This is a genomic window from Burkholderia sp. GbtcB21, assembly GCF_019091065.1.
GTDB classification, from domain to species: Bacteria; Pseudomonadota; Gammaproteobacteria; order Burkholderiales; family Burkholderiaceae; genus Burkholderia; species Burkholderia pyrrocinia_C.
This window is the reverse complement of record NZ_JAGXKA010000017.1, coordinates 106064-126627: the sequence shown is the minus strand read 5'-3', so window position 1 is coordinate 126627 and position 20564 is coordinate 106064. Positions and strand designations below refer to the sequence as shown.

General features: G+C 66.3%; 16 protein-coding genes. 10 read left to right on the top strand and 6 right to left on the bottom strand.

Annotated features, from left to right (window positions below; translation table 11 throughout):
* Positions 1-112 precede the first annotated feature (112 nt).
* From KVT39_RS30395 to KVT39_RS30375, 5 genes are all read left to right on the top strand, one after another.
* Positions 113-1477, top strand: coding sequence for a 2-hydroxycarboxylate transporter family protein (locus KVT39_RS30395; protein ID WP_034181762.1), 1365 nt, complete (start codon positions 113-115; stop codon positions 1475-1477).
* 117 nt (positions 1478-1594) lie between these two features.
* Positions 1595-3478, top strand: coding sequence for an ATP-binding protein (locus KVT39_RS30390; protein WP_105391108.1), 1884 nt, complete (start codon positions 1595-1597; stop codon positions 3476-3478).
* Positions 3468-4829, top strand: coding sequence for a sigma-54 dependent transcriptional regulator (locus KVT39_RS30385; protein WP_175749538.1), 1362 nt, complete (start codon positions 3468-3470; stop codon positions 4827-4829). The genes KVT39_RS30390 and KVT39_RS30385 overlap by 11 nt, the downstream gene beginning before the upstream one ends.
* Before the next feature lie 25 nt (positions 4830-4854).
* Positions 4855-5196 carry a DUF3579 domain-containing protein gene (locus KVT39_RS30380; protein ID WP_105391037.1) on the top strand — a complete coding sequence of 114 codons (342 nt, stop codon included), beginning with the start codon at positions 4855-4857 and terminating at the stop codon, positions 5194-5196.
* Positions 5197-5442: 246 nt separating this feature from the next.
* Positions 5443-6294 carry an alpha/beta fold hydrolase gene (locus KVT39_RS30375; protein WP_217590867.1) on the top strand — a complete coding sequence of 284 codons (852 nt, stop codon included), beginning with the start codon at positions 5443-5445 and terminating at the stop codon, positions 6292-6294.
* Positions 6295-6387: 93 nt separating this feature from the next.
* Here KVT39_RS30375 and KVT39_RS30370 read toward each other — a convergent pair whose 3' ends face one another.
* Positions 6388-6828, bottom strand: a complete 441-nt coding sequence (locus KVT39_RS30370; protein ID WP_217590866.1) for a PACE efflux transporter — start codon at positions 6826-6828, stop codon at positions 6388-6390.
* Positions 6829-6929: 101 nt separating this feature from the next.
* Between KVT39_RS30370 and KVT39_RS30365 the strand changes: the two genes are divergently transcribed.
* A complete protein-coding gene (locus KVT39_RS30365; RefSeq protein WP_217590865.1) occupies positions 6930-7820 on the top strand; it encodes a LysR family transcriptional regulator in 891 nt (296 codons plus the stop codon).
* 153 nt (positions 7821-7973) lie between these two features.
* Here KVT39_RS30365 and KVT39_RS30360 read toward each other — a convergent pair whose 3' ends face one another.
* Positions 7974-8909 carry a LysR family transcriptional regulator gene (locus KVT39_RS30360; RefSeq protein WP_034181756.1) on the bottom strand — a complete coding sequence of 312 codons (936 nt, stop codon included), beginning with the start codon at positions 8907-8909 and terminating at the stop codon, positions 7974-7976.
* Positions 8910-9287: 378 nt separating this feature from the next.
* Between KVT39_RS30360 and KVT39_RS30355 the strand changes: the two genes are divergently transcribed.
* From KVT39_RS30355 to KVT39_RS30345, 3 genes are read left to right on the top strand one after another with little or no spacing between them, the layout of a single operon-like run.
* Entirely contained in the window at positions 9288-10724 is a 1437-nt protein-coding gene (locus tag KVT39_RS30355; RefSeq protein WP_059695390.1) for an NAD-dependent succinate-semialdehyde dehydrogenase, read from the top strand.
* Between the two features lie 12 nt (positions 10725-10736).
* Complete coding sequence (locus KVT39_RS30350; RefSeq protein WP_027790473.1) at positions 10737-11114, top strand: carboxymuconolactone decarboxylase family protein; 378 nt, start codon at positions 10737-10739, stop codon at positions 11112-11114.
* The gene (locus KVT39_RS30345; protein ID WP_217590864.1) at positions 11111-12106 is read left to right on the top strand and encodes an NAD(P)H-quinone oxidoreductase; all 996 of its coding nucleotides are present in this window, start codon (positions 11111-11113) and stop codon (positions 12104-12106) included. The genes KVT39_RS30350 and KVT39_RS30345 overlap by 4 nt, the downstream gene beginning before the upstream one ends.
* A 93-nt stretch (positions 12107-12199) precedes the next feature.
* On the opposite strand, the gene opcM is transcribed toward KVT39_RS30345, so the two are convergent.
* The 4 genes from opcM to KVT39_RS30325 are packed head-to-tail and all read right to left on the bottom strand — an operon-like array spanning position 12200 to position 19102.
* Positions 12200-13735, bottom strand: a complete 1536-nt coding sequence (opcM, locus tag KVT39_RS30340) for a multidrug efflux transporter outer membrane subunit OpcM (RefSeq protein ID WP_034181752.1) — start codon at positions 13733-13735, stop codon at positions 12200-12202.
* Between the two features lie 10 nt (positions 13736-13745).
* Complete coding sequence (ceoB, locus tag KVT39_RS30335; RefSeq protein ID WP_034181751.1) at positions 13746-16946, bottom strand: multidrug efflux RND transporter permease subunit CeoB; 3201 nt, start codon at positions 16944-16946, stop codon at positions 13746-13748.
* Positions 16947-16991: 45 nt separating this feature from the next.
* Positions 16992-18209: a multidrug efflux RND transporter periplasmic adaptor subunit CeoA gene (gene ceoA / locus KVT39_RS30330; protein WP_034181750.1), complete on the bottom strand. Its 1218-nt coding sequence runs from the start codon at positions 18207-18209 to the stop codon at positions 16992-16994.
* Between the two features lie 32 nt (positions 18210-18241).
* Entirely contained in the window at positions 18242-19102 is an 861-nt protein-coding gene (locus tag KVT39_RS30325; protein ID WP_034181749.1) for an alpha/beta hydrolase, read from the bottom strand.
* Positions 19103-19559: 457 nt separating this feature from the next.
* On the opposite strand from KVT39_RS30325, the gene ceoR reads away from it, so the two are divergent.
* Positions 19560-20564: a putative multidrug efflux transcriptional regulator CeoR gene (ceoR, locus tag KVT39_RS30320; protein ID WP_131949176.1), complete on the top strand. Its 1005-nt coding sequence runs from the start codon at positions 19560-19562 to the stop codon at positions 20562-20564.

The following is a 20564-nucleotide window of genomic DNA, read 5'->3' as shown; positions in this document are numbered from 1 at the left end:
TCAATGATCTGCAAACATGCCGACAGGCCGACACCTTGGCACGGAGGTTGCGTAATAGTCGGCACACGATGCCGCGAAGCAAAGCAGGCATTCCAACATCAGGAGACACGTCTTGCAGACCTCTATCCATACCCCGTCCCATCCCGAGCCGATTGCCGAAGCCGGTCCCGCCACGCGCGCACGCTTCTGGCCGGAAGGCTGGTGGAAGCTGATGGAAATCCGCATCGGCATCATCCCGCTGCCGGTCTACGTGATCCTGTTCGGGCTGATCGTCGGCTTCGCGGTGACGGGCAAGGTGCCCGGCGAAATCTCGATGGCGATCGCCGTGCTCGCGTTCTTCGGCTTCACGTGCGCCGAACTCGGCAAGCGCCTGCCGCTGCTGCGCAACATCGGCGCGGCTGCGATCTTCGCGACCTTCGTGCCGTCGGCGCTCACGTACTACCACCTGCTGCCGAAGCCGGTGCTGAACCTGACCGTCGAATTCACGAAGTCGACCAACTTCCTGTACCTGTTCATCGCGTCGATCATCGTCGGCAGCATCCTGAGCATGGATCGCCGCGTGCTGATCCAGGGCTTCGCGAAGATCTTCGTCCCGCTCGCCGTCGGCTCGGTCGCCGCGGCGATCGTCGGCACGGCGGTGGGCACCGCGCTCGGCCTCGGCGCGCGCCACACGCTGCTGTACATCGTCGTGCCGATCATGGCCGGCGGCGTCGGCGAAGGCGCGATTCCGCTGTCGATCGGCTATTCGGAACTGATGCACCTGCCGCAAGGCGAGATGTTCGCGATGGTGCTGCCGCCGGTGATGCTCGGCAGCCTGACCGCGATCATCCTGTCGGGCGCGCTCGACATGCTCGGCAAGCGCCTGCCGCACCTGACGGGCAACGGCCGCCTGCAGGTCGGCGAAAGCGGCGACATGACGCCGGAAAACGAAGAAATCCGCGGCCACGTCGACGTCACGCACATCGCGGGCGCCGGCATCACGGCGATCACGCTGTACCTCGTCGGCCTGATGGCGCACAAGCTGTTCGGCCTGCCCGCACCGGTCGCGATGCTGTTCCTCGCGGTGCTCGTAAAGCTCGCGCGCGCGGTGTCGCCGCCGCTGCAGGAAGGCGCGTTCGTCGTCTACAAGTTCTTCTCGACCGCCGTCACGTATCCGCTGCTGTTCGCGATCGGCGTCGCGATGACGCCGTGGGACAAGCTGACCGCCGCGTTCACGATCGTCAACGTCGTGACCATCGTGTCGACCGTCGCGACGCTGATGGGCACCGGTTTCGTGGTCGGCCGCCTGATGAAGATGTACCCTATCGACACCGCAATCGTGAACGCGTGCCATAGCGGGCAAGGCGGCACCGGCGACGTCGCGATCCTGACCGCCGCGAACCGGATGCAGTTGATGCCGTTCGCGCAGATCGCGACGCGCATCGGCGGCGCGATCGTCGTCACGGTCACGCTGATCCTGGTCGCGCACTTCGGGTGACGCACCGCAGCGCGCCTCGTCGCGCCGGCTGCTTTGCACGCGCCGCCGCCGGCCTTGCCGGCGCGCGGCGCGCGTCGTTGCGGACGGCCGGTTGCGGACGGCCGGTTGCGGGTTTCGATGAGGGCGAACGTGCAGAAAAGCTTCAAGGGGATCCCGTGGTGGGGCTGGGCGTCGGCCGCCGTGCTGTATGTCGGCGTGGCCGCTGCGGCCGTCGATTTCGCATGGGAACGCGCGATCGACGCGCTCGAGGAAACCGGTGCGCACCGGCTCGACCTGTATGCGTCGAGTCTGAAGAGCGAGCTCGGCCGCTTCGAGATCCTGCCCGGCCTGGTCGCGCGGCAGGACGGCGTGCGTGCGATGCTGAAGGCCGCGCCACACGACGCGCCCGACCTCGTGCACAAGGTGAACACGTACCTCGAAGCCGTGAACCGCGATGCGGGCAGCGGCGCCGTTGACGTGATCGACCTGCAGGGCGAAGTGATCGCCGCCAGCAACTGGAACGAGACGATCAGCTTCGTCGGCACCAACGTGTCGTACCGGCCGTACTTCAAGGATGCACTCGCGCGCGGCAGCGGCCGCTTCTTCGGCATCGGCACCAACACGGGCGTGCCGGGCGTCTACTTCGCCAGCGCGGTGCGCGACGGCGGCGTGCCGATCGGCGTGGCCGCCGTGAAGATCAGCGTCGATTCGCTCGAATCGGCATGGCGCGCGCCGGGCGTCGCCGCGATGGTCGTCGACAGCAACGGCGTGGTCGTGATCTCGACCGAACCCGCATGGAAATTCACCGCGCTGCGCCCGATCACCGCGCAGCAGCAGCACGACATCCAGGCGTCGCGTCAATACGCGGGCCGTACCGTCGACGCGCTGCCGTACCGCCGCATCGGCGACCGCAGCGCGGCCGCGTGGCTCGGCGCGTTCCCCGATCCGCGCCGCGCCGGCCACAGCACGCGCTATCTGGTGATGTCGCGGCCCGCGCCGCAAGCCGGCGATTCGCTGATGGTGCTGCTCGACATCGCGGGCGCGCGGCGCCAGCAGCAGACGGCGTTCGTGTTCGTCACGGGCGCGTTCCTGATCGCCGCGCTGCTGGCCGGCTACGCGATCCAGCGCCGCCGGGCGATCGTCGCGCGGCTGAGCGCACAGGATGCGCTGCGCCGCGCGAACGACCGGCTCGAACTGACCGTCGCACAGCGCACGGCCGCGCTGACGGCCGCGAACGAGCGGATGCAGCGCGAGATCGACGAGCGCGAGCGCACCGAGCAGCGGCTGCGCGATTCGCAGCAGGAAGTCGTGCACGCGGGCAAGCTCGCGGTGCTCGGGCAGATGGCCGCCGGCCTCACGCACGAGCTGAACCAGCCGCTCGTCGCGATCCGCACGCTGTGCGACAACGCGCGCACGTTCTTCGCGCGCGGCCAGCCGGCGCAGGCAGATGCCAATCTCGAACGGATCGGCAAGCTCGTCGACAGCATGGCGGTGCTCACCGGCGAGCTGAAGACCTTCGCGCGCAAGCCCGACGTCGAGCGCGTCGCGGTGTCGCTGAACGAGGCTGTCGCACATGCACGGCTCATCTACGACGCGCGGATCCGCGACGAAGGCGTGCGGCTCGACGTGAACATCGCGCCCGGCACGGCGGTGTCGGCCGAATCGAGCCAGTTGCAGCAGGTGATCGTGAACCTGCTCGGCAACGCGCTCGACGCGGTGCACGATGCGCCCGTGCGCCGCATCGTCATCGAGGCGGCCGAGGCGGACGAAGCCGGCCGCGTGCGCTTCACGATCGCCGACAGCGGCGCCGGCATCGCACCCGACGTGCTGCCGCATCTGTTCGAGCCGTTCGTCACGACCAAGCCGCGCGGCCAGGGCCTCGGGCTCGGCCTCGCGATCACGTCGCGCATCGTCGAGGCGTTCGGCGCGAAGATCGCCGCGACGAACCGCGACGAAGGCGGCGCGCAGTTCAGTATCGAATTCGCGGCGGCGACGCTGCAAAGGACAGAGCATGGAAGATGAGATTCGGGTGCTGGTCGTCGAGGACGATGAAAACGTCCGGATCGGCGTCGAGCAGGCCGTCGCGCTCGCCGGGTTCCCGGTCGACGCGTTCGCGTCGGCCGCCGACGCACTCGCGCACGTCGCGCCCGGCGCGCCGGTGGTGATCGTGTCGGACGTGCGGATGCCGGGCATCGACGGGCTGCAGCTGCTCGACCGCGTGATGGCCGTCGATGCGCAGATCCCGGTCGTGTTGATCAGCGGCCACGCGGATATCTCGACGGCCGTCGGCGCGATGCAGGTCGGCGCGTACGACTTCATCGAGAAGCCGTTCTCGTCGGACGTGATCGCCGGCCGCGTCGCGCGCGCGGTCGAGAAGCGCCGCCTGACGCTCGAGGTGCAGGGGCTGCGCGCGGCGCTCAACAACTGGCAGGGCATCGAGGCGTACGTGCTCGGCAAGTCGCCTGCGATGGCCGACGTGCGCAAGAAAATCCTGCGCCTCGCCGATACGTCGGTGTCGGTGCTGATCACCGGCGAAACCGGCACCGGCAAGGAACTGATCGCGCGCAGCCTGCACGACTTCGGCGGCCGGCGCGATGCGCATTTCGTCGCGCTGAACTGCGGCGGCCTGCCCGAGCAGATCTTCGAGAGCGAACTGTTCGGCCACGAGGCCGGCGCGTTCACCGGCGCGATCAAGAAGCGCATCGGCAAGATCGAGTGGGCGCACGGCGGCACGCTGTTCCTCGACGAGATCGAGACGATGCCGATTTCGCTGCAGATCAAGATGCTGCGCGTGCTGCAGGAGCGCGTGGTCGAGCGGCTCGGCGCGAACGAGCTGATTCCGGTCGATTGCCGCGTGGTTGCCGCATCGAAGGCCGATCTCGCCGAACTCGCGGCCGACGGGCGCTTTCGCGCGGATCTGCTGTATCGCCTCAACGTCGCGCAGATCGAGCTGCCGCCGCTGCGCGAGCGGCGCGAGGACGTGCCGCTGCTGTTCGAGCATTTTGTGCTCGCGGCCGCGCGGCGCTTCGGGCAGCCGGCGCCGGTCGTCACGGCTGCGCAGGTGTCCGAACTGATGACGCACGCGTGGCCCGGCAACGTGCGCGAGCTGCAGAACGTGGCCGACCGCTTCGTGCTCGGCCTGACCGGCGACAGCCTGCTGTCGTCGGGCGGCGCGCCAGCCGTGGGCGGCACGCTCGCGGAACAGCTCGCGTATTTCGAACGAATGCTGATCGAGGACATGCTGCAGCGTCACCACGGCAACGTTGCGGATGCGAGCGTCGCGCTCGGCATGCCGAAGAAGACGCTCTATCACAAGCTGCGCAACCTGCGGATTCCCGCGCGCGGCGACGCGGCGGCCGACGGCGGCGAATGACGCGGACAAGGACACGCACCACAGCATGGATCGCATCGAAGTCACCGAACACGGCCGCCTCATTGGCCAAACCCACGGCCACCTGATCCGTGGCGTCACGCGCGCGCAGAAGACCTTCCGCCCCAGCGACTGGCCCGAACGCCTCGCGGGCGTCATCACGCTGTTCGTCGGCGAACGGCGGCCCGGCTATCCGTGCGCGCTGTCGCGGCTCGCGATGCCGGTCGTCGACGGCGGCGTCAAATGCCTGTTCGTGTCGGACGAATTGCGCGGCGTGTGCGCGGACGCGTTCGACTTCGCGATGCAGTTCGCGGCCGATAATGACCTTCCCGTCGAGCTTCAGACTGCACCCGCGTTGACGATGCGCTGACGCGCAGCCCCTGCCTCCCCTCTTTTCCGGTGCGTTTGCGCGTGCGCGCAGGCCACCGCACGCCCTTTCTCCGCCGAAATCAATCGTCAGATGATTGAAGGCTTCGATGCATGACCACGCCCCGACAAGGGTTTTCAGCCGAGCCATCAATAAAATTGATCGTCACGATGAAAATTATGCGTTTTCCTTGCAGGTCGCCGTGATGCATAGTTGCGTCGTGTTGACGCACCTTTGAGTCTTTCAGTCATGAACATGCGAATCGAGCCGTCCGTGCTCGCGAACCCCGACCTGCAATTTGCGACGCTTTCGTCAGGCATCAGCCTGCCGTATGTCGAGCGGGGCAGCGGCGCGCCGATGGTGTTCGTGCACGGCTCGCTGTGCGACTACCGCTACTGGGATCCGCAGCTTGCGTCGCTGTCGGCCCACTACCGCTGCATCGCGCCGAGCCTCAGCCACTACTGGCCGGCCGTCGAAGCGGGCATCCAGGACGAGTTCAGCTGGCAGAACCACGTCGACGAGCTCGCCGAATTCATCGACGCACTCGATCTCGGCCCCGTGCACCTGGTCGGCCATTCGCGTGGCGGCAGCGTCGCGTTCAACGTCGCGCGCCAGCATCCGCAGCTCGTCGACACGCTGACGCTCGCCGATCCGGGCGGCCCGCTGCAGCAGCAGGGCGTGCGCGAAGCCGCGCTGCCGGCTGCCGCGATCGCGCTGCGCACGAAGGCCGTGAACCTGATCGGGCAAGGCGACGTCGAGTCGGGTCTCGAGATGTTCGTCGATTCGGTGAGCCTGCCCGGCGCATGGAAAAAGAGCACGTCGCGCTTCCGCACGATGGCGATCGACAACGCGAGCACGCTGCCGAAGCAGTTGCGCGACCCGCTGCCCGCGTATTCGCAGAACACGGCCGGCGATATCGCATGCCGCACGCTGCTGATCGACGGCCAGCGCAGCCCGAAGATGTTCCGCAACAACGTCGACACGCTGTCGCAGTGGATCGGCGATGCGCAACGGCAGACCGTCGCCGGCGCGTCGCACGGGATGAATGCAGCGAGCCCCGCCGTGTTCAACCGCTACGTGCACGAGTTCGTCGCCGCGTAACGCGAGCGGGCGGCATGCGCGCCGCCCGGCCTTCCCCTCTCTTGCGGAAGCGAAACGGCGCGGGCAATCCGCATCGTTTCACATCCCTCTGCATCACGCAGCCGATGCCACCTTGCGCGTCACCGCATCCGGCAACCCGAACACGCTGTCGAACGCCCAGTTGTACGTGAACGTGAAGATCGGAAAGAACACGATCAGCACCGCGTCGTACAGGAACGCCTGCCATAACGACACGTCGAGCCACCACGCGATCAACGGAATCAGAAACGTCACGAGCGCGACCTGAAACCCGATCGCATGCACGACACGTCGCCCGACGGTGCGCGTCGTTTCGGTGCGCCGCCGCTCCCACGCCTCGAACCCAAGGTTGTACAGAAAATTGACGGTGACGCCCGTCGTCGAGATCATCACGCCGAGCAGGCCGCTCGTCGCCGCGCTCGCGCCGCTCAGCATGCCGAGCACCGACGACGCGACGAGGATGCCGAGCACCTCGAACATCACGACGTAGACTATGCGTCTCTTCCATCCTTGCATGACCGACCACCTTCGTTTCGAACAAGGTGGCGAGACTACAGCGGACACTTCGTCCGTAAAAGTCAGGTCCTTTCAATTTTTCTGACAGGAGGCGGCCGACCATGCTGACCAGCGATCACATCGACATGCTGCTGACCGTCGTCGACGAAGGCTCGTTCTCGGCGGCCGCGCGTGCGCTCGGCCGCACGCCGTCGGCGGTCAGCATGGCGATCGCGAACCTCGAGGCCGAACTCGACCTCGTGCTGTTCGACCGCGGCACGCGCGAGCCGACGCCGACCGCCGCGATGGCCGCGCTGCTGCCCGACGCGCGCGCGATCGCCGAACGGCTGCATGCGCTGCGTGCGCATGCGCAGCACTTGTCGGAGGGTGTCGAGGACACGCTGCGACTCGGGCTCGCGGCCGAAATCGACGGTGCGCCGATTGCGCGCGCGCTGGCCGCCGTCGCCGCGAAATATCCGGCGCTCGCGATCAGCGTCGTCACGGAGCCGCAGGACGCGATCGTCGACGCGCTGCATCGCGGGGCCGTCGATCTTTGCGTCGCGTACGGCGGGCTCGATCTTCATCCGCAGGAACAGATTCACGCGCTGTGGACCGAGACGCTGATCGCGGTCGCCGCGCCCGGCCATCCGGCGATTGCCGAAGCCGCGCATCCGGAGGCGATCGAGCGCTTGTCGGGGTTTCGGCAGATCGTGATCGCCGATCCGGAGCGGCCGCTCACCGACGTGCGGCCGCTTATCGGCAACCGCACGTGGAAGGTGACCGACATGGCGACCGCGATCGCGCTCGTGAAGGCCGGTCATGGCTGGGCGAACTTGCCGGAATCGATCATCGACCGGTATGTGGCGGACGGTGAACTCGCACCGCTCGTGTTCGCGAACATTCGCAACGGGCTGCCGCTGCCTGTGTATTTGCGGCGGCCGAAACATACGGGGCTCGGCAAGGCCGCCGGGGAACTCTTGCGGGCACTGCGGTCTGAAGACAGTCCGCATTAAGCGGTGCGGCGATGGCGTCGCCACACCGTCCGTCAACGCCGGATGACTTGACCGTTAGTTGCAATCAATGGGCCACCCTCGCGCGCGTTCGGCGCCAGAAACGCGTTCCCGGTCATCGCTCGACTTGTCCGATCATGCCGACCGTGAGGCGGGTCATACGACCGTGATGGCGAGCTCCTCCGCATACGCCTCCAACCGGTCGCCTACCCGCAACTTAAGGACATCGATGAACCGTTTGATCTTCGCGTCGACGAACTGACGGGACGAATACACCGCATAGACGTTGCGCTGAGCGGTGTGGAATTCAGGCAGCACGCGAACGAGCGATCCCTTACGCAAATCGTCGATTGCCGAGAAGGCGGCGATCAGCCCGATCCCCGCGCCCTCGCGCAGTACCGTGGACATCGCATCCATGTCGTTGACGCTGAAGTGCGATCCCGCCGGACGATACACCGCCTCGCCGACCCTGCCTTGCAGACGCCATTCGTCGGGCGCGTAATCGACCGTGCTCAGGAGCACACATGTGTGGTCGACGAGGTCTTCCACGCACGCGGGAGCCGGACGATGTGCCAGATAATCGGGCGACGCCGCCAGAATGCAATGGCTGACGCCGATCTTCTGGCTCACATACGCCGAGTCCGGCAGCGTGCGCGCAATCACGATCGCCACGTCGAGTTGCTCTTCGAGCAGGTTCGGCATCCGTTGCGACAGCATGAGATCGACCGATACCTCCGGGTATGCGTTCCGATAGGCAAGCACGGCTTGCGAAACGAGTTGACGGCCTAATCCCGGCACCGCATGCACGCGCAATACGCCGCGCGGCTCCAGCAGCGCATCGCGCGCTTCCGCTTCTGCCCGTTCGATGTCCGAGAGGATCGCAACGCTGCGCTCGTAAAAACGTCGCCCCGCATCGGTGACGACGAGCCGTCGCGTCGAGCGCTGCAGCAACCGCGTGTTGAGATTGTCCTCGAGTACCGAGACCGCTCGGGAAATGTTGCCGACCGTCGTATCGAGGTGGTTTGCGACAGCCGTGAAACTGCCCATCTCGACCACCTTCGCAAACACCGACATGGTGTGAACCTTGTCCATTACGCACCTTGGTTTTGAATTGATCGCCGAATCGCTGCGTTTCGGCCCGCGCGAGCCTGTTGATCATAGGGCCCGCGCCTGCTTCGTGCAGTCAGCGCGCAATCCCCTGTCGTTTTCGCGCATCCTTTCAATGCGCTTTCATGCTGGCAGGGGGATTTTCTCTCCCGAGACAAGATTCATTCTTTCCGGCCCCTCTAAGTTGCCGCCCGCTTCACGCCTAGACTGGGTCCCGAAGTCAGGCAATCAGAACGCGGAAGTATCAAACCCGAGCTCGGCCCGCCACGGCGAATCATCCAGACACGGCGTGGCGCAGGTTCCCCTGTCCGGCTCGTGGCGAACACATATTTAATCGCAATCCTAACCATAAAGGCTACTACCATGGACATCAGTTACGACGCGCTTCATCTTTTCATCAACGGCGAATGGATCGGTGCGAGCGAACGCGAAACGGCGCCGGTGATCAACCCCGCCACGCAAATCGAGATCGGGCGCGTCCCGCTGGCGACGGCAGCCGATCTGGATCGCGCCCTGCAGGCCACCGCACCGGCTTTTGACGTCTGGCGCAACACCGTGCCTGCCGAACGCGCGCGCATTCTGAAGCGTGCGGCGGAACTGATGCGCGAGCGCGCCGAGCACATCGCTACCGTCATGACGCTCGAGGAAGGCAAACCACTGGCAGAAAGCCGCGACGAAGTCCTGCGTGCCGCCGACTATTTCGAATGGTTCGCCGAAGAGGCTCGCCGTATCGACGGCCGCGTGGTGCCATCCAACCGCCCGGGCGTGCAACAGCTCGTGAAAAAACAGGCAATCGGGCCCGTCGCCGCATTCACGCCATGGAATTTTCCCGCGATCACCCCGGCGCGCAAGCTCTCCGCCGCACTCGCCGCCGGATGCAGCGTCATCATCAAACCCGGCGAGGAAAGCCCCGCAACGGCGCTCGCGCTGGCACGTGCACTGGACGACGCCGGTTTGCCGAAGGGCGTGCTTCAAGTCGTATTCGGCGTGCCCGACCAGGTGTCGAAGCATCTGATCGCTTCCCCGGTCATCCGGAAGGTGACGTTCACGGGCTCGGTACCGATCGGCCGCCTGCTGTCGGCGCGTGCCGCCGAAGGCGTCAAACCCATCACGCTGGAGCTGGGCGGCCACGGGCCCGTCCTCGTATTCAACGACGCGGATGTCGAGAAGGCCGCGGTCGACGGTGCGGCGAACCGCTTTCGCGGTACGGGCCAGGTCTGCATCTCGTCGACGCGCTTCCTGATCCAGCGCGAAGTCTACGACGCGTTCGTCGGGCACTTCGTGCGCGCCACCCAAGCCCTCAAGGTCGGGAATGGCATGGATGCCGGCACGCAGGTCGGGCCGCTGGCCAATCCGCGCCAGCTTGCCAAGATGGAAGAACTCATCGCCGATGCGGTGGAACGTGGCGCAAGGGTCCTCGCCGGCGGAAAGCGCATCGAGGGCGAAGGATATTTCTTCGAACCCACGGTCCTCGCCGACGTACCGAAGGACGCGCGCGTGATGCATGAAGAACCGTTCGGCCCGATCGCGGTGCTGATGCGCTTCGATGCCCTCGCCGACGGGCTCGCCGAAGCGAACCGGTTGCCGTACGGGCTCTCCGCCTATGCGTTCACGCGCAGCGCGCGCACGGCCATTGATGTCGCGGACGGTCTCGAAGCCGGGATGATCGGCATCAACCAGTACCGCATCGTGTCGACCGAACTGCCGTTTGGCGGCATGAAGGAAAGCGGCCACGGCTCGGAAGGCGGCACCGAGGGCATCGAGTACTACCTCACGCACAAGTTCATCAGCCAGGCTTGAAGGAGTATCGCCATGTCTCATACGCATTTCGACAGTCCACGCGAGGCCGCGCGGGCCTTCACGCCGACGCTCTCGGCATTCGTCGACGACACGCTCTATCCGCGCATCTGGAGCGATCCGTCGCTCGCGCCGCGCGATCGCAGCCTCGTGACCGTCGCCGCCCTGATCGCGGGGGGCCATCTCGACGAGTTGCCGGCGCATCTGCGGCGCGCGTTGACGAACGGCGTCACCCGCGAAGAGCTCTCCGCGGCAATTACTCACCTTGCGTTCTACGCCGGGTTTCCCGCAGCGATTTCCGCTTCCGCCGTGGCGCAGGCAACGCTGGGCGCACAACCTCGGCCCGACGATCTCGCCGGTCATTCAGCTCCCGCACAGGAAGGTGTGAAATGAAAGCCATCACATTCAAGGAGTTCGGCGAGGCCGAGGTTCTCCAATTGGCCGAAGTCCCGGCACCCGAGGTTCGCCCCGACGATCTACTGGTACGCGTTCATGCCGCGGGCGTGAATCGCGCGGATCTGACACATCGGCGAGGCGGATACGGCCGGCCCAATTTCGGCGACTCCACCCTCATGGGGCTCGAAATCGCCGGCGAGGTGATCGAGACGGGAAGCGCCGTGCAGGGCTACGAGGTGGGTGATCGTGTAATGGGCGTCGTGGGCGGCGGGGCCTATGCGGAACTGGCGCGCATCGACTGGAGAATGGCGATGCCCATACCGGCAACGATCGACTACGTGCACGCGGCTGCCATACCGGAAGTTTTCGTCACTGCGCACGAAGCGTTGTTGCATCTGGGCCGCTTGCAACGTGGCGATTCGGTGCTGATTCACGCAGCGGCTGGCGGGGTGGGTTCCGCGGCGGTCCAGCTCGCCTACGCAACCGGCGCGACGATATTCGCGACCGCCGAAGCCTCGAAACTGGAACGGATCGTTCAACTCGGCGTGGACCATGCGATCGACTACAAGGCGCAGGATTTTTCGGAAGTCGTCGCAAGCAGGACTGGCAAACGCGGTGTCGACGTCGTCATCGACTTCGTGGGCGCGCCGTATTTTTCGCGGAATGTCGCGTCATTGGCAAACGGCGGCCGGCTGGTGCAGGTCGGCATACTCGGCGGCGGCGGTGACGTGAGCGTTGCGCTCGATCAGATCCTGTACCGTCATCTGCAAATCATCGGCACGGTGATGAAGTCGCGCGACCCGCGCGAGAAACACGCGATGGTTCGGCGATTTCGCGAACATTGGCTGGACCGCTTTGCGGGAGGCGCGGGCCTCGAACCGGTCGTCGACAGCGTGTTTCCTCTCGCCAATGCCGCGGCGGCTCATCGACGGATGGAGTCCGCCGTGAACGTAGGCAAGATCATCCTGTCGATGAGCGAAAACGCCTGACGCCATAAAAAACCCCGGCATGCAGACCAGAGCCTGCATGCCGGGGTTCTTCGCTTCACTGCCGGCGAGCGACGATTCGCCCGCCGTTCGCGCTCAACGCGCGGCGACTTCCGCCTTGACGGACGCCGCATCGCCGACCGCCGTCGGCGCGGGCCCCCACCCGCCGCCCAACGCACGGATCAGGTTCACGGTCGACACGGCCTGCGCGCCGGTCAACTGGTTCGACTGCAACTGCGACTGCAGCACCGACCGCTCGCTGTCGATCACGTCGAGATACGCGACCTGGCCTTCCTGATACTGCGTGCGCGACAGCGTCGCCGCGCGGCGCGACGCATTGACGGCCGCATCCTGTGCGCGGATCTGGTCGTCGAGCAGGCGCAGGTCGGCGAGATTGTCCTCGACCTCGCGGAACGCGACGAGCACCTGCTGCCGGTAGTTCGCGACCTGCTCGTCGTACTGCGCACGCGCCTGCTGCACGCCGGCCGCACGGCGCCCGCCGTCGAACAGCGGCAGCGTCAGCGCGGTGCCGGCGAACGGCCCGAGCAGGAACGTGCGGCTCGACCACAGGAACAGGTTGCCGAGCGTCGACGCCTCATAGCCGAACGCGCCCGTGATATCGAGCTTCGGGAAGTACGCCGACTTCGCGAGGCCGATCCGCGCGTTCGCGGCCGCCATCGCGCGCTCGGCCGCCGACACGTCCGGACGGCGTTCGAGCAGCGCGGACGGCAGGCCCGCCGGAATCTTCACGCCGACCGGCACGATCGGCGTTTCCTTGAACGCGAAATCCGCGGGCGCCTTGCCGAGCAGGATCGCGAGCGCGTGCTCGGAAGCCGCGCGCCGGCGCGCGACACCGACCGCATCGGCCTGCGCGCTGGCCAGCTCGTTCTTCGCGCGCGACACGTCGAGCTCGCTGATATCGCCTTCGTTGAAGCGGCGCTGCACGAGCTTCAGCGCCTGATCGCGCAGCTCCACCGTGCGGCGGTACAGGTCCTGGTCCGAGTCGAGCTGGCGCAGTTCGAAGTAGTTCTGCGCGACGTCCGCCTGCAGCGCGAGCTGCACCGAACGGAACAGCGCTTCGCTCTGCGCCTGGTCGGCACGCGACGCCTCGACGTTGCGGCCGACGCGGCCGAACAGGTCGGCCTCGTAGGACACCGTGCCCTGCGCGCGCCACAGCGTCGCGTTGGTCGGGCCCGTGCCTTGCGGCTGCAACTGCGACGCCGACGACAGCCCTTCGCGCGTCGGCCCGAAGCCGGCGCCGACCTGCGGGAACCATTGCGAGCGCGCCGAACGCGTCGCCGCGCGCGCTTCCTCGACACGCGCGGCCGCCGCCTTCAGGTTCTGGTTCGCGGCGAGCGCCTGCGTCTCGAGCGAATCGAGCACCGGGTCGCCGAACACCGTCCACCACTCGCCGCGGTGCGCGCCGTCCGACGGCTCGGCCGTCTTCCACGTGCCGGCCTGTTCGCCCGCGGCGAGCGTCGGCGCTTCCTTGAACGCGGCGGGCGTCGACACATCCGGGCGCTTGTAGTCGGGGCCCACCGCACACGCGGCGAGCAGCGTCGCGAGCAGGGTGCTCGCGGCCGCCACCTTCGCGAAGCGCATCAGGCCATTCGTGTTGTGCATGTTGTCCATCTTCTTATCCTCAAGCATCCGAAGCCGGTACGCCCTGGGCCGGCACGCCATACCCGGCCGAGTCCTTGCCGGCGACGTGGATCTTGCCGCCCGCGAGCGTACGCAGCACGACGTAGAACACCGGCGTCAGCATCAGCCCGAACAGCGTCACGCCGAGCATCCCGAAGAACACCGCGACACCCATCGCATGGCGCATCTCCGAACCCGCACCCGTCGACGTGACGAGCGGCACGACGCCCATGATGAACGCGATCGACGTCATCAGGATCGGGCGCAGCCGCAGCCGGCTCGCCTCGATCGCGGCCTCGAGCGGCGTTCGGCCGTCGTGTTCCAGCTCGCGCGCGAATTCGACGATCAGGATCGCGTTCTTCGCCGACAGCCCCACCAGCACCATCAAGCCGATCTGCGTGAAGATGTTGTTGTCGCCCTGCGTGAGCCACACGCCCGTCAGCGCCGACAGAATGCTCATCGGCACGATCAGGATCACCGCGAGCGGCAGCGTCAGGCTTTCATACAGCGCAGCGAGCACCAGGAACACGAGCAGCACGCTGATCGGGAACACATACATCGCCGAATCGCCCGCGAGGATCTGCTGGTACGTGAGGTCGGTCCACTCGAACCGCACGCCGCGCGGCAGCGTCTCGTGCGCGATCCGCTCGACCGCGGCCTGCGCCTGACCCGACGAGAAGCCCGGCGCCGGGCCGCCGTTGATGTCGGCCGCCGTGTAGCCGTTGTAGCGCACCACCATTTCAGGGCCGAACGTCGGCGTCACCGTGACGAGCGACGACAGCGGCACCATCTCGCCCTTGTCGTTGCGCGTCTTCAACTGCAGGATGTCGTCCGCGCGCTGGCGGAACGGCGCATCGGCCTGCACGCGCACCTGGTACACGCGCCCGAAGCGGTTGAAGTCGTTCACGTACAGCGAGCCGAGATACACCTGCATCGTGTTGAACACGTCGGTGACCGGCACGCCGAGCTGCTTCGCCTTCACGCGGTCGAGATCGACGTTGAGCTGCGGCACGTTGATCTGGTAGCTCGTAAACAGCGGGCCAAGCTCGGGCGCTTGCTGCGCGCGCTTGATGAAATCGTTGGTCGCATCCGCGAGCCGCGCATAACCGACCGCGCCGCGATCCTCGATCTGCATCTTGAAACCGCCGAGCGTGCCGAGGCCGAGCACCGGCGGCGGCGGGAACACCGCAACGAACGAGTCCTTGATCGCACCGTACTGCTGGTTCAGCGCGCCGGCGATCGCACCGGCCGACAGCGCCTTGCCGTGCCGTTCGGAGAACGGCTTCAGCGTGACGAACACGATGCCCGCGCTCGAGCTGTTCGTGAAGCCGTTCACCGACAGCCCCGGGAACGCCACCGCGCTCTCGACACCCGGCTGCTTCAGCGCGATCGAGCCCATGTCGCGGATCACCTTCTCGGTGCGGTCGAGCGATGCACCGTTCGGCAACTGCGCGAACGCGATCAGGTATTCCTTGTCCTGCGCGGGCACGAAGCCGCCCGGCACGACCTTCGACACCAGCACGGTCGCACCCACCAGCACGAGGTACACGCCCAGCATCAGCGTCTTGCGCGACAGCACGCCGCGCACGCCGCGGCCGTAGTTCTCCGCGCCGCGATGGAACACCTTGTTGAAGCCGCGGAAGAAGCCGCCGAGCACGCGGTTCATCACGCGTGTGAGCCAGTCTTCCTTGTCGCCATGGCCCTTCAGCAGGATCGCGGACAGCGCCGGCGACAGCGTCAGCGAGTTGAACGCCGAGATCACCGTCGAGATCGCAATCGTCATCGCGAACTGCTTGTAGAACTGGCCGGTCAGGCCCGACATGAACGCGAGCGGCACGAACACGGCGACCAGCGTCAGCGCAATCGCGATGATCGGCCCGCTCACTTCCTGCATCGCCTTGTAGGTCGCCTGCCGCGCGTTCATCCCGCTTTCAATGTTGCGTTCGACGTTCTCGACGACGACGATCGCATCGTCGACCACGATCCCGATCGCGAGCACCATCCCGAACAATGACAACGCGTTGATCGAATACCCGAACGCGAGCAGCAGCGAGAACGTGCCGATGATCGACACCGGCACCGCGATCAGCGGAATCAGCGACGCACGCCAGGTCTGCAGGAACACGATCACGACGATCACGACCAGCGCGATCGCTTCGAGCAGCGTGTGCACGACGGCCTTGATCGACGAACGCACGAACTGCGTCGGGTCATAGACGATCTTGTAGTCGACGCCCGCCGGCATGTCCTGCTTCAGCTCGGCCATCGTCTTGCGCACTTCGTCCGAGATCTGCAGCGAGTTCGCGCCCGGCGACTGGTTGATCGCCATCGCGACGGCCGGCTTGTTGTCGAGCAGCGAGCGCAGCCCGTATTCGGACGCATCGAGCTCGATCCGCGCGATGTCGCGCAGGCGCGTGACGCCGCCGTCCGGCGTCGTCTTCACGACGATGTCGCCGAACTCGTCTTCCGTCTGCAGACGGCCGCGCGCGTTCACCGACAGCTGCAGCGGCGTGCCGGGCAGCGACGGCGACGCGCCGATCACGCCGGCCGCGACCTGCACGTTCTGCTCGCGGATCGCCTGCACGACGTCCTCTGCGGACAGCCCGCGCTGCGCGACCTTCTGCGGATCGAGCCACACGCGCATCGCATAGTCGCCCGAACCCCACAGCTGCACCTGGCCGACGCCCTGGATCCGCGACAGGCGATCCTTCACGTTGATCAGCGCGTAGTTGCGCAGGTAGGTCATGTCGTAGCGGTTGTCCGGCGAGATCAGGTGCACGACCATCGTCAGCGTCGGCGAGCTCTTCACCGTGGTGATGCCGAGCCGCTGCACATCTTCCGGCAGGCGCGGCAGCGCCTGGTTCACGCGGTTCTGCACGAGCTGCGTGGCCTTGTCCGGATCGGTGCCGAGCTTGAACGTGACGGTGATCGTCATGTTGCCGTCGCTGTTCGCCTGCGACTGCATGTAGAGCATGTCCTCGACGCCGTTGATCTGCTCCTCGAGCGGCGACGCGACCGTCTCGGCGATCACTTTCGGGTTCGCGCCCGGGTACTGCGCCTTCACGATCACCGAAGGCGGCACGACTTCCGGATATTCCGAAATCGGCAGCAGGAACATCGCGATCACCCCGCCGAGCAGGATGATCACTGATAGGACTCCTGCAAAGATCGGCCGGTCGATAAAGAATTTGGATATGTTCATTTCTGGCTCTGTCTGGTTGAACGCGGATGCGAAGCGGCGGGCCGCTTACGAATCCGCCTTCGCCGGTGCGGCCGGCTTCGCGGTGCTCGCGAGCGGCGCGGACGGCGCATCGCCGCCCGTCATCGGGACCATGTGCGGCTTCACCTGCTCGCCGGGCCGTACGCGCTGCGTGCCGTTCACGATCACGCGGTCGCCCGCGGAAAGCCCGCTCACGATCACGCGCCGGTTGCCGTGCTGCATCCCCTGCTGCACTTCGCGGTACGACACGCGGCCCTGCTGGTCGACGACGAACACGAACTTCTTGTCCTGGTCGGTGTTGATCGCCGCGTCGTCGACGAGCAGCGCCTGGTGCGGCGCGCTGCCGCCCACCTTCACGCGTGCGTAGAGGCCCGGGACGAGCGCGCCGTCCGCGTTGTCGAAGCGCGCGCGCACGCGGATCGTGCCCGACGACGTGTCGAGCCGGTTGTCGACCGAATCGATCACGCCGCTGCGCGAGTAGCCGGTTTCGTTCGCGAGGCCGAGCTCGACCGGCACCTTGCGGCCGTCGCGCGCGCCGTTGATGTATTGCAGGTAGGTCTGCTCGTCCGCATCGAACGACGCATAGATCGGCGACACCGACACGAGCGTCGTCAGCGGCGCGGCCGCCGCACCGGCCGACACGACGTTGCCGACCGTGATCTCCGCGCGCGACACGCGGCCCGACACGGGCGCGGTGATCCGCGTATAGCCGAGGTTGATGCGCGCCGTTTCCAGCGCGGCATCGGCCGCCTTCACGTTCGCCGTCGCCTCGCGGGCCGCGTTCTGCTTCTCGTCGTAATCGCGCTTCGCGATCGCGTTGTCGCCGATCAGCCGCTGCGCGCGCTGCCAGTCGGTCTGCGCATAGCCGTTGCGGGCCTGGGCAGCCGCGAGCTGCGCAGCCGCGCGGTCGACTTCGGCCTGGTACGGGCGCGGGTCGATCACGAACAGCACGTCGCCCTTCTTCACGAGCGCGCCGTCCTTGAAATTCACCGCGACGATCGTGCCCGACACCTGCGGGCGTACGTCGACCTTCTCGATCGCTTCGAGGCGGCCCGAATAACCTTGCCAGTCGGTCACGGTTTGCGGCACGACGGTCGCGACATCGACTTCGGGCAACGGCGCGGCCGCTTTTTCGGGCGCGTTCGCGTTCACGCGCATTGCGCCGAACGTTCCGAGGCCGACGACGGCGAGCGTTACGATCGCCGCTGTCGCGATTCGGGAACGGGAGGTGCGTAGGATGGCCATGTGGATCTCCAATAAACGTGGATTGGTTCTGGTTATTCGGAACGGTTCGGCTGGCGCGCCTGGAAGCGGCACTGGAAGAAGCGCACGGCTTCCTCGAATGCGGCTTCGTGCGTCGCGAGCGCGGCGTGCGTGATGTCCGGATAGCGGATCACCTGCGTGAGCACGCCCGACGAAATCAGGCAGCCCGCATATTTCTCCGCTTCGACGTGCAGCACGTCGTTCTGCGCGGTGACGACGAGCGTCGGCGGCAACCCCGCGAGGCGCACCGATTCGATCGGCGCCGCGTACGGGTGCATGCGCTGCGCGGCCTGCGGCAGATACGCGCGATAACAGGCCGCGCATTCGCGCGCGGTGATGTCCGACGCGAGACGCTCGGCGTCGCCGATGCGCGTCATGCTCGGGTCGAGCATCGGCCCGAACAGCGCCTGCGCGGCGATCGACACTTCGCCGCGGTCGCGTGCGATGAATGCCAGACAGTTCGCGAGCTGCCCGCCCGCGTCGTGGCCCGCGACACCGATCTTCTTCGGATTGCCGCCGAACGCGCGGGCGCGCGTCGCGGCCCACACGGCCGCGCGATACGCATCCTCCGGCGCGGCCGGAAAAGGAAAGGCCGGTGCGAGCGAATAATCGACCGATACTACGAGAGCTGGTAAGCGTTCTGCTAAAAAACGCGCGGCGAAATCAGCGTCTTCGAGCGAACCGCGGACGAAACCGCCGCCGTGGAAATAAAGCACTACCGGCAACCCGGTCTTGTCCGGGCGGCGGTAGAGGCGCAGCACGATGTCCTGCGCGTAGCCGGGAATTTCCACTTCGGCGACCGTCAGCGCCGCGCCCGCCAAGGCTTGAGCGGGCATTGCGGCTTTCAGGAATTTGCTGAATTCAGAAGCGTCCATGACGATGCAGCATCCATTTCGAGATGGAACGAATTCTGGGTCCGGCAGACATTGGGATAAATGCCTATAATCCGGCAACACAATTCAACGACCCCGAACAATCCGAGGCTGCGTTCACCCACGAGGTAGCGCAGCCTCTTTGTTCCGGCGGCAAAAGGGTCTGCTTGCATATGGAACGCACATGCGAATGCCCGAAATCGCTCGTAGGGCAAGGAGTGAGGAGCGCTGTTTGGCCGAGCCAAACAAGCGACGAGCGACGCCGCCATACGGGCGATTTCGGGCATTCCCGTGACATGAATTTTCTAATTTGGGGTTGCCACGAGAACGGCCGCTCGCCGCGTTGCGCTCCTTGGCGATACGTCAGTATTCGCGGCGTCGCGCGCCTCGCGAGCGGCCGTTCTCGTGGCAACGCATGCGCGTTCCATATACAAGCAGACCCTAGATTGCGGAGGTTGTGATGGACCGGCTTCAGGCCATGCAGGTGTTTACTCGCGTCGTCGATACAAGCAGCTTCACCAAGGCGGCAGAAACGCTCGGCTTGCCGCGGGCGTCCGTCACGACGATCATCCAGAATCTCGAAGCGTTCCTCGGCGTGCGGCTGATGCACCGGACCACGCGCCGGCTGTCGCTGACGCCGGACGGCGCCGCGTACTACGAAAGATGCGTGCGAATCCTCGCGGACGTCGAGGAAACCGAAGCGAGCTTCCAGGCCAACAACCGGAAGCCGCACGGAAAGTTGCGTATCGACATGCCGGGTTCGATCGGGCGGCTGCTCGTGATTCCGTCGCTGTGCGAATTCCACACGCGCTATCCGGACATCGACCTGCAGCTCGGCTTGTCCGACCGCCCGGTCGACCTGCTGCAGGAAGGCGTCGACTGCGTGATCCGCGTCGGCGCGCTGCAGGATTCGTCGCTCGTCGCGCGCCGGGTCGGCCTGTTCGAAGGCGTGACGGTCGCCGCGCCCTCGTATCTCGAGCACTTCGGCGAGCCGAAGACGATCGAGGACCTGAGCCAGCACAAGGCCGTCAACTATTTCTCGAGCCGCACCGGCCGCACGATCGACTGGTCGTTCCTGATCGACGGCAAGGAAACCGAGATCAAGATGGAAAGCATCGTGTCGGTGAACGACGCGGATGCGTACGTGACCTGCGGGATCGAAGGCTTCGGGCTGATCCAGCCGCCGCTCTTCATGGTGCTGCCGCACCTGCGCGAAGGCCGGCTCAAGGAAGTGCTGCCCGGCATCAAGCCGCTGCCGATGCCGATCTCGGTCGTGTATCCGCACAGCCGCCATCTGTCGCCGAAGGTGCGCGTGTTCGTCGACTGGATCGCCGAAGTGTTCGACCGCTGCCCGCTGCTGAGCGGCAAGGGCAGCCTCGACGCGACGTGCAGCAAGCGCACGTTCGAGGAAGCCGAACGCGCACCGGCGCTCGATACGCCGGTCATCAACGAGTGGGTCGCGTAG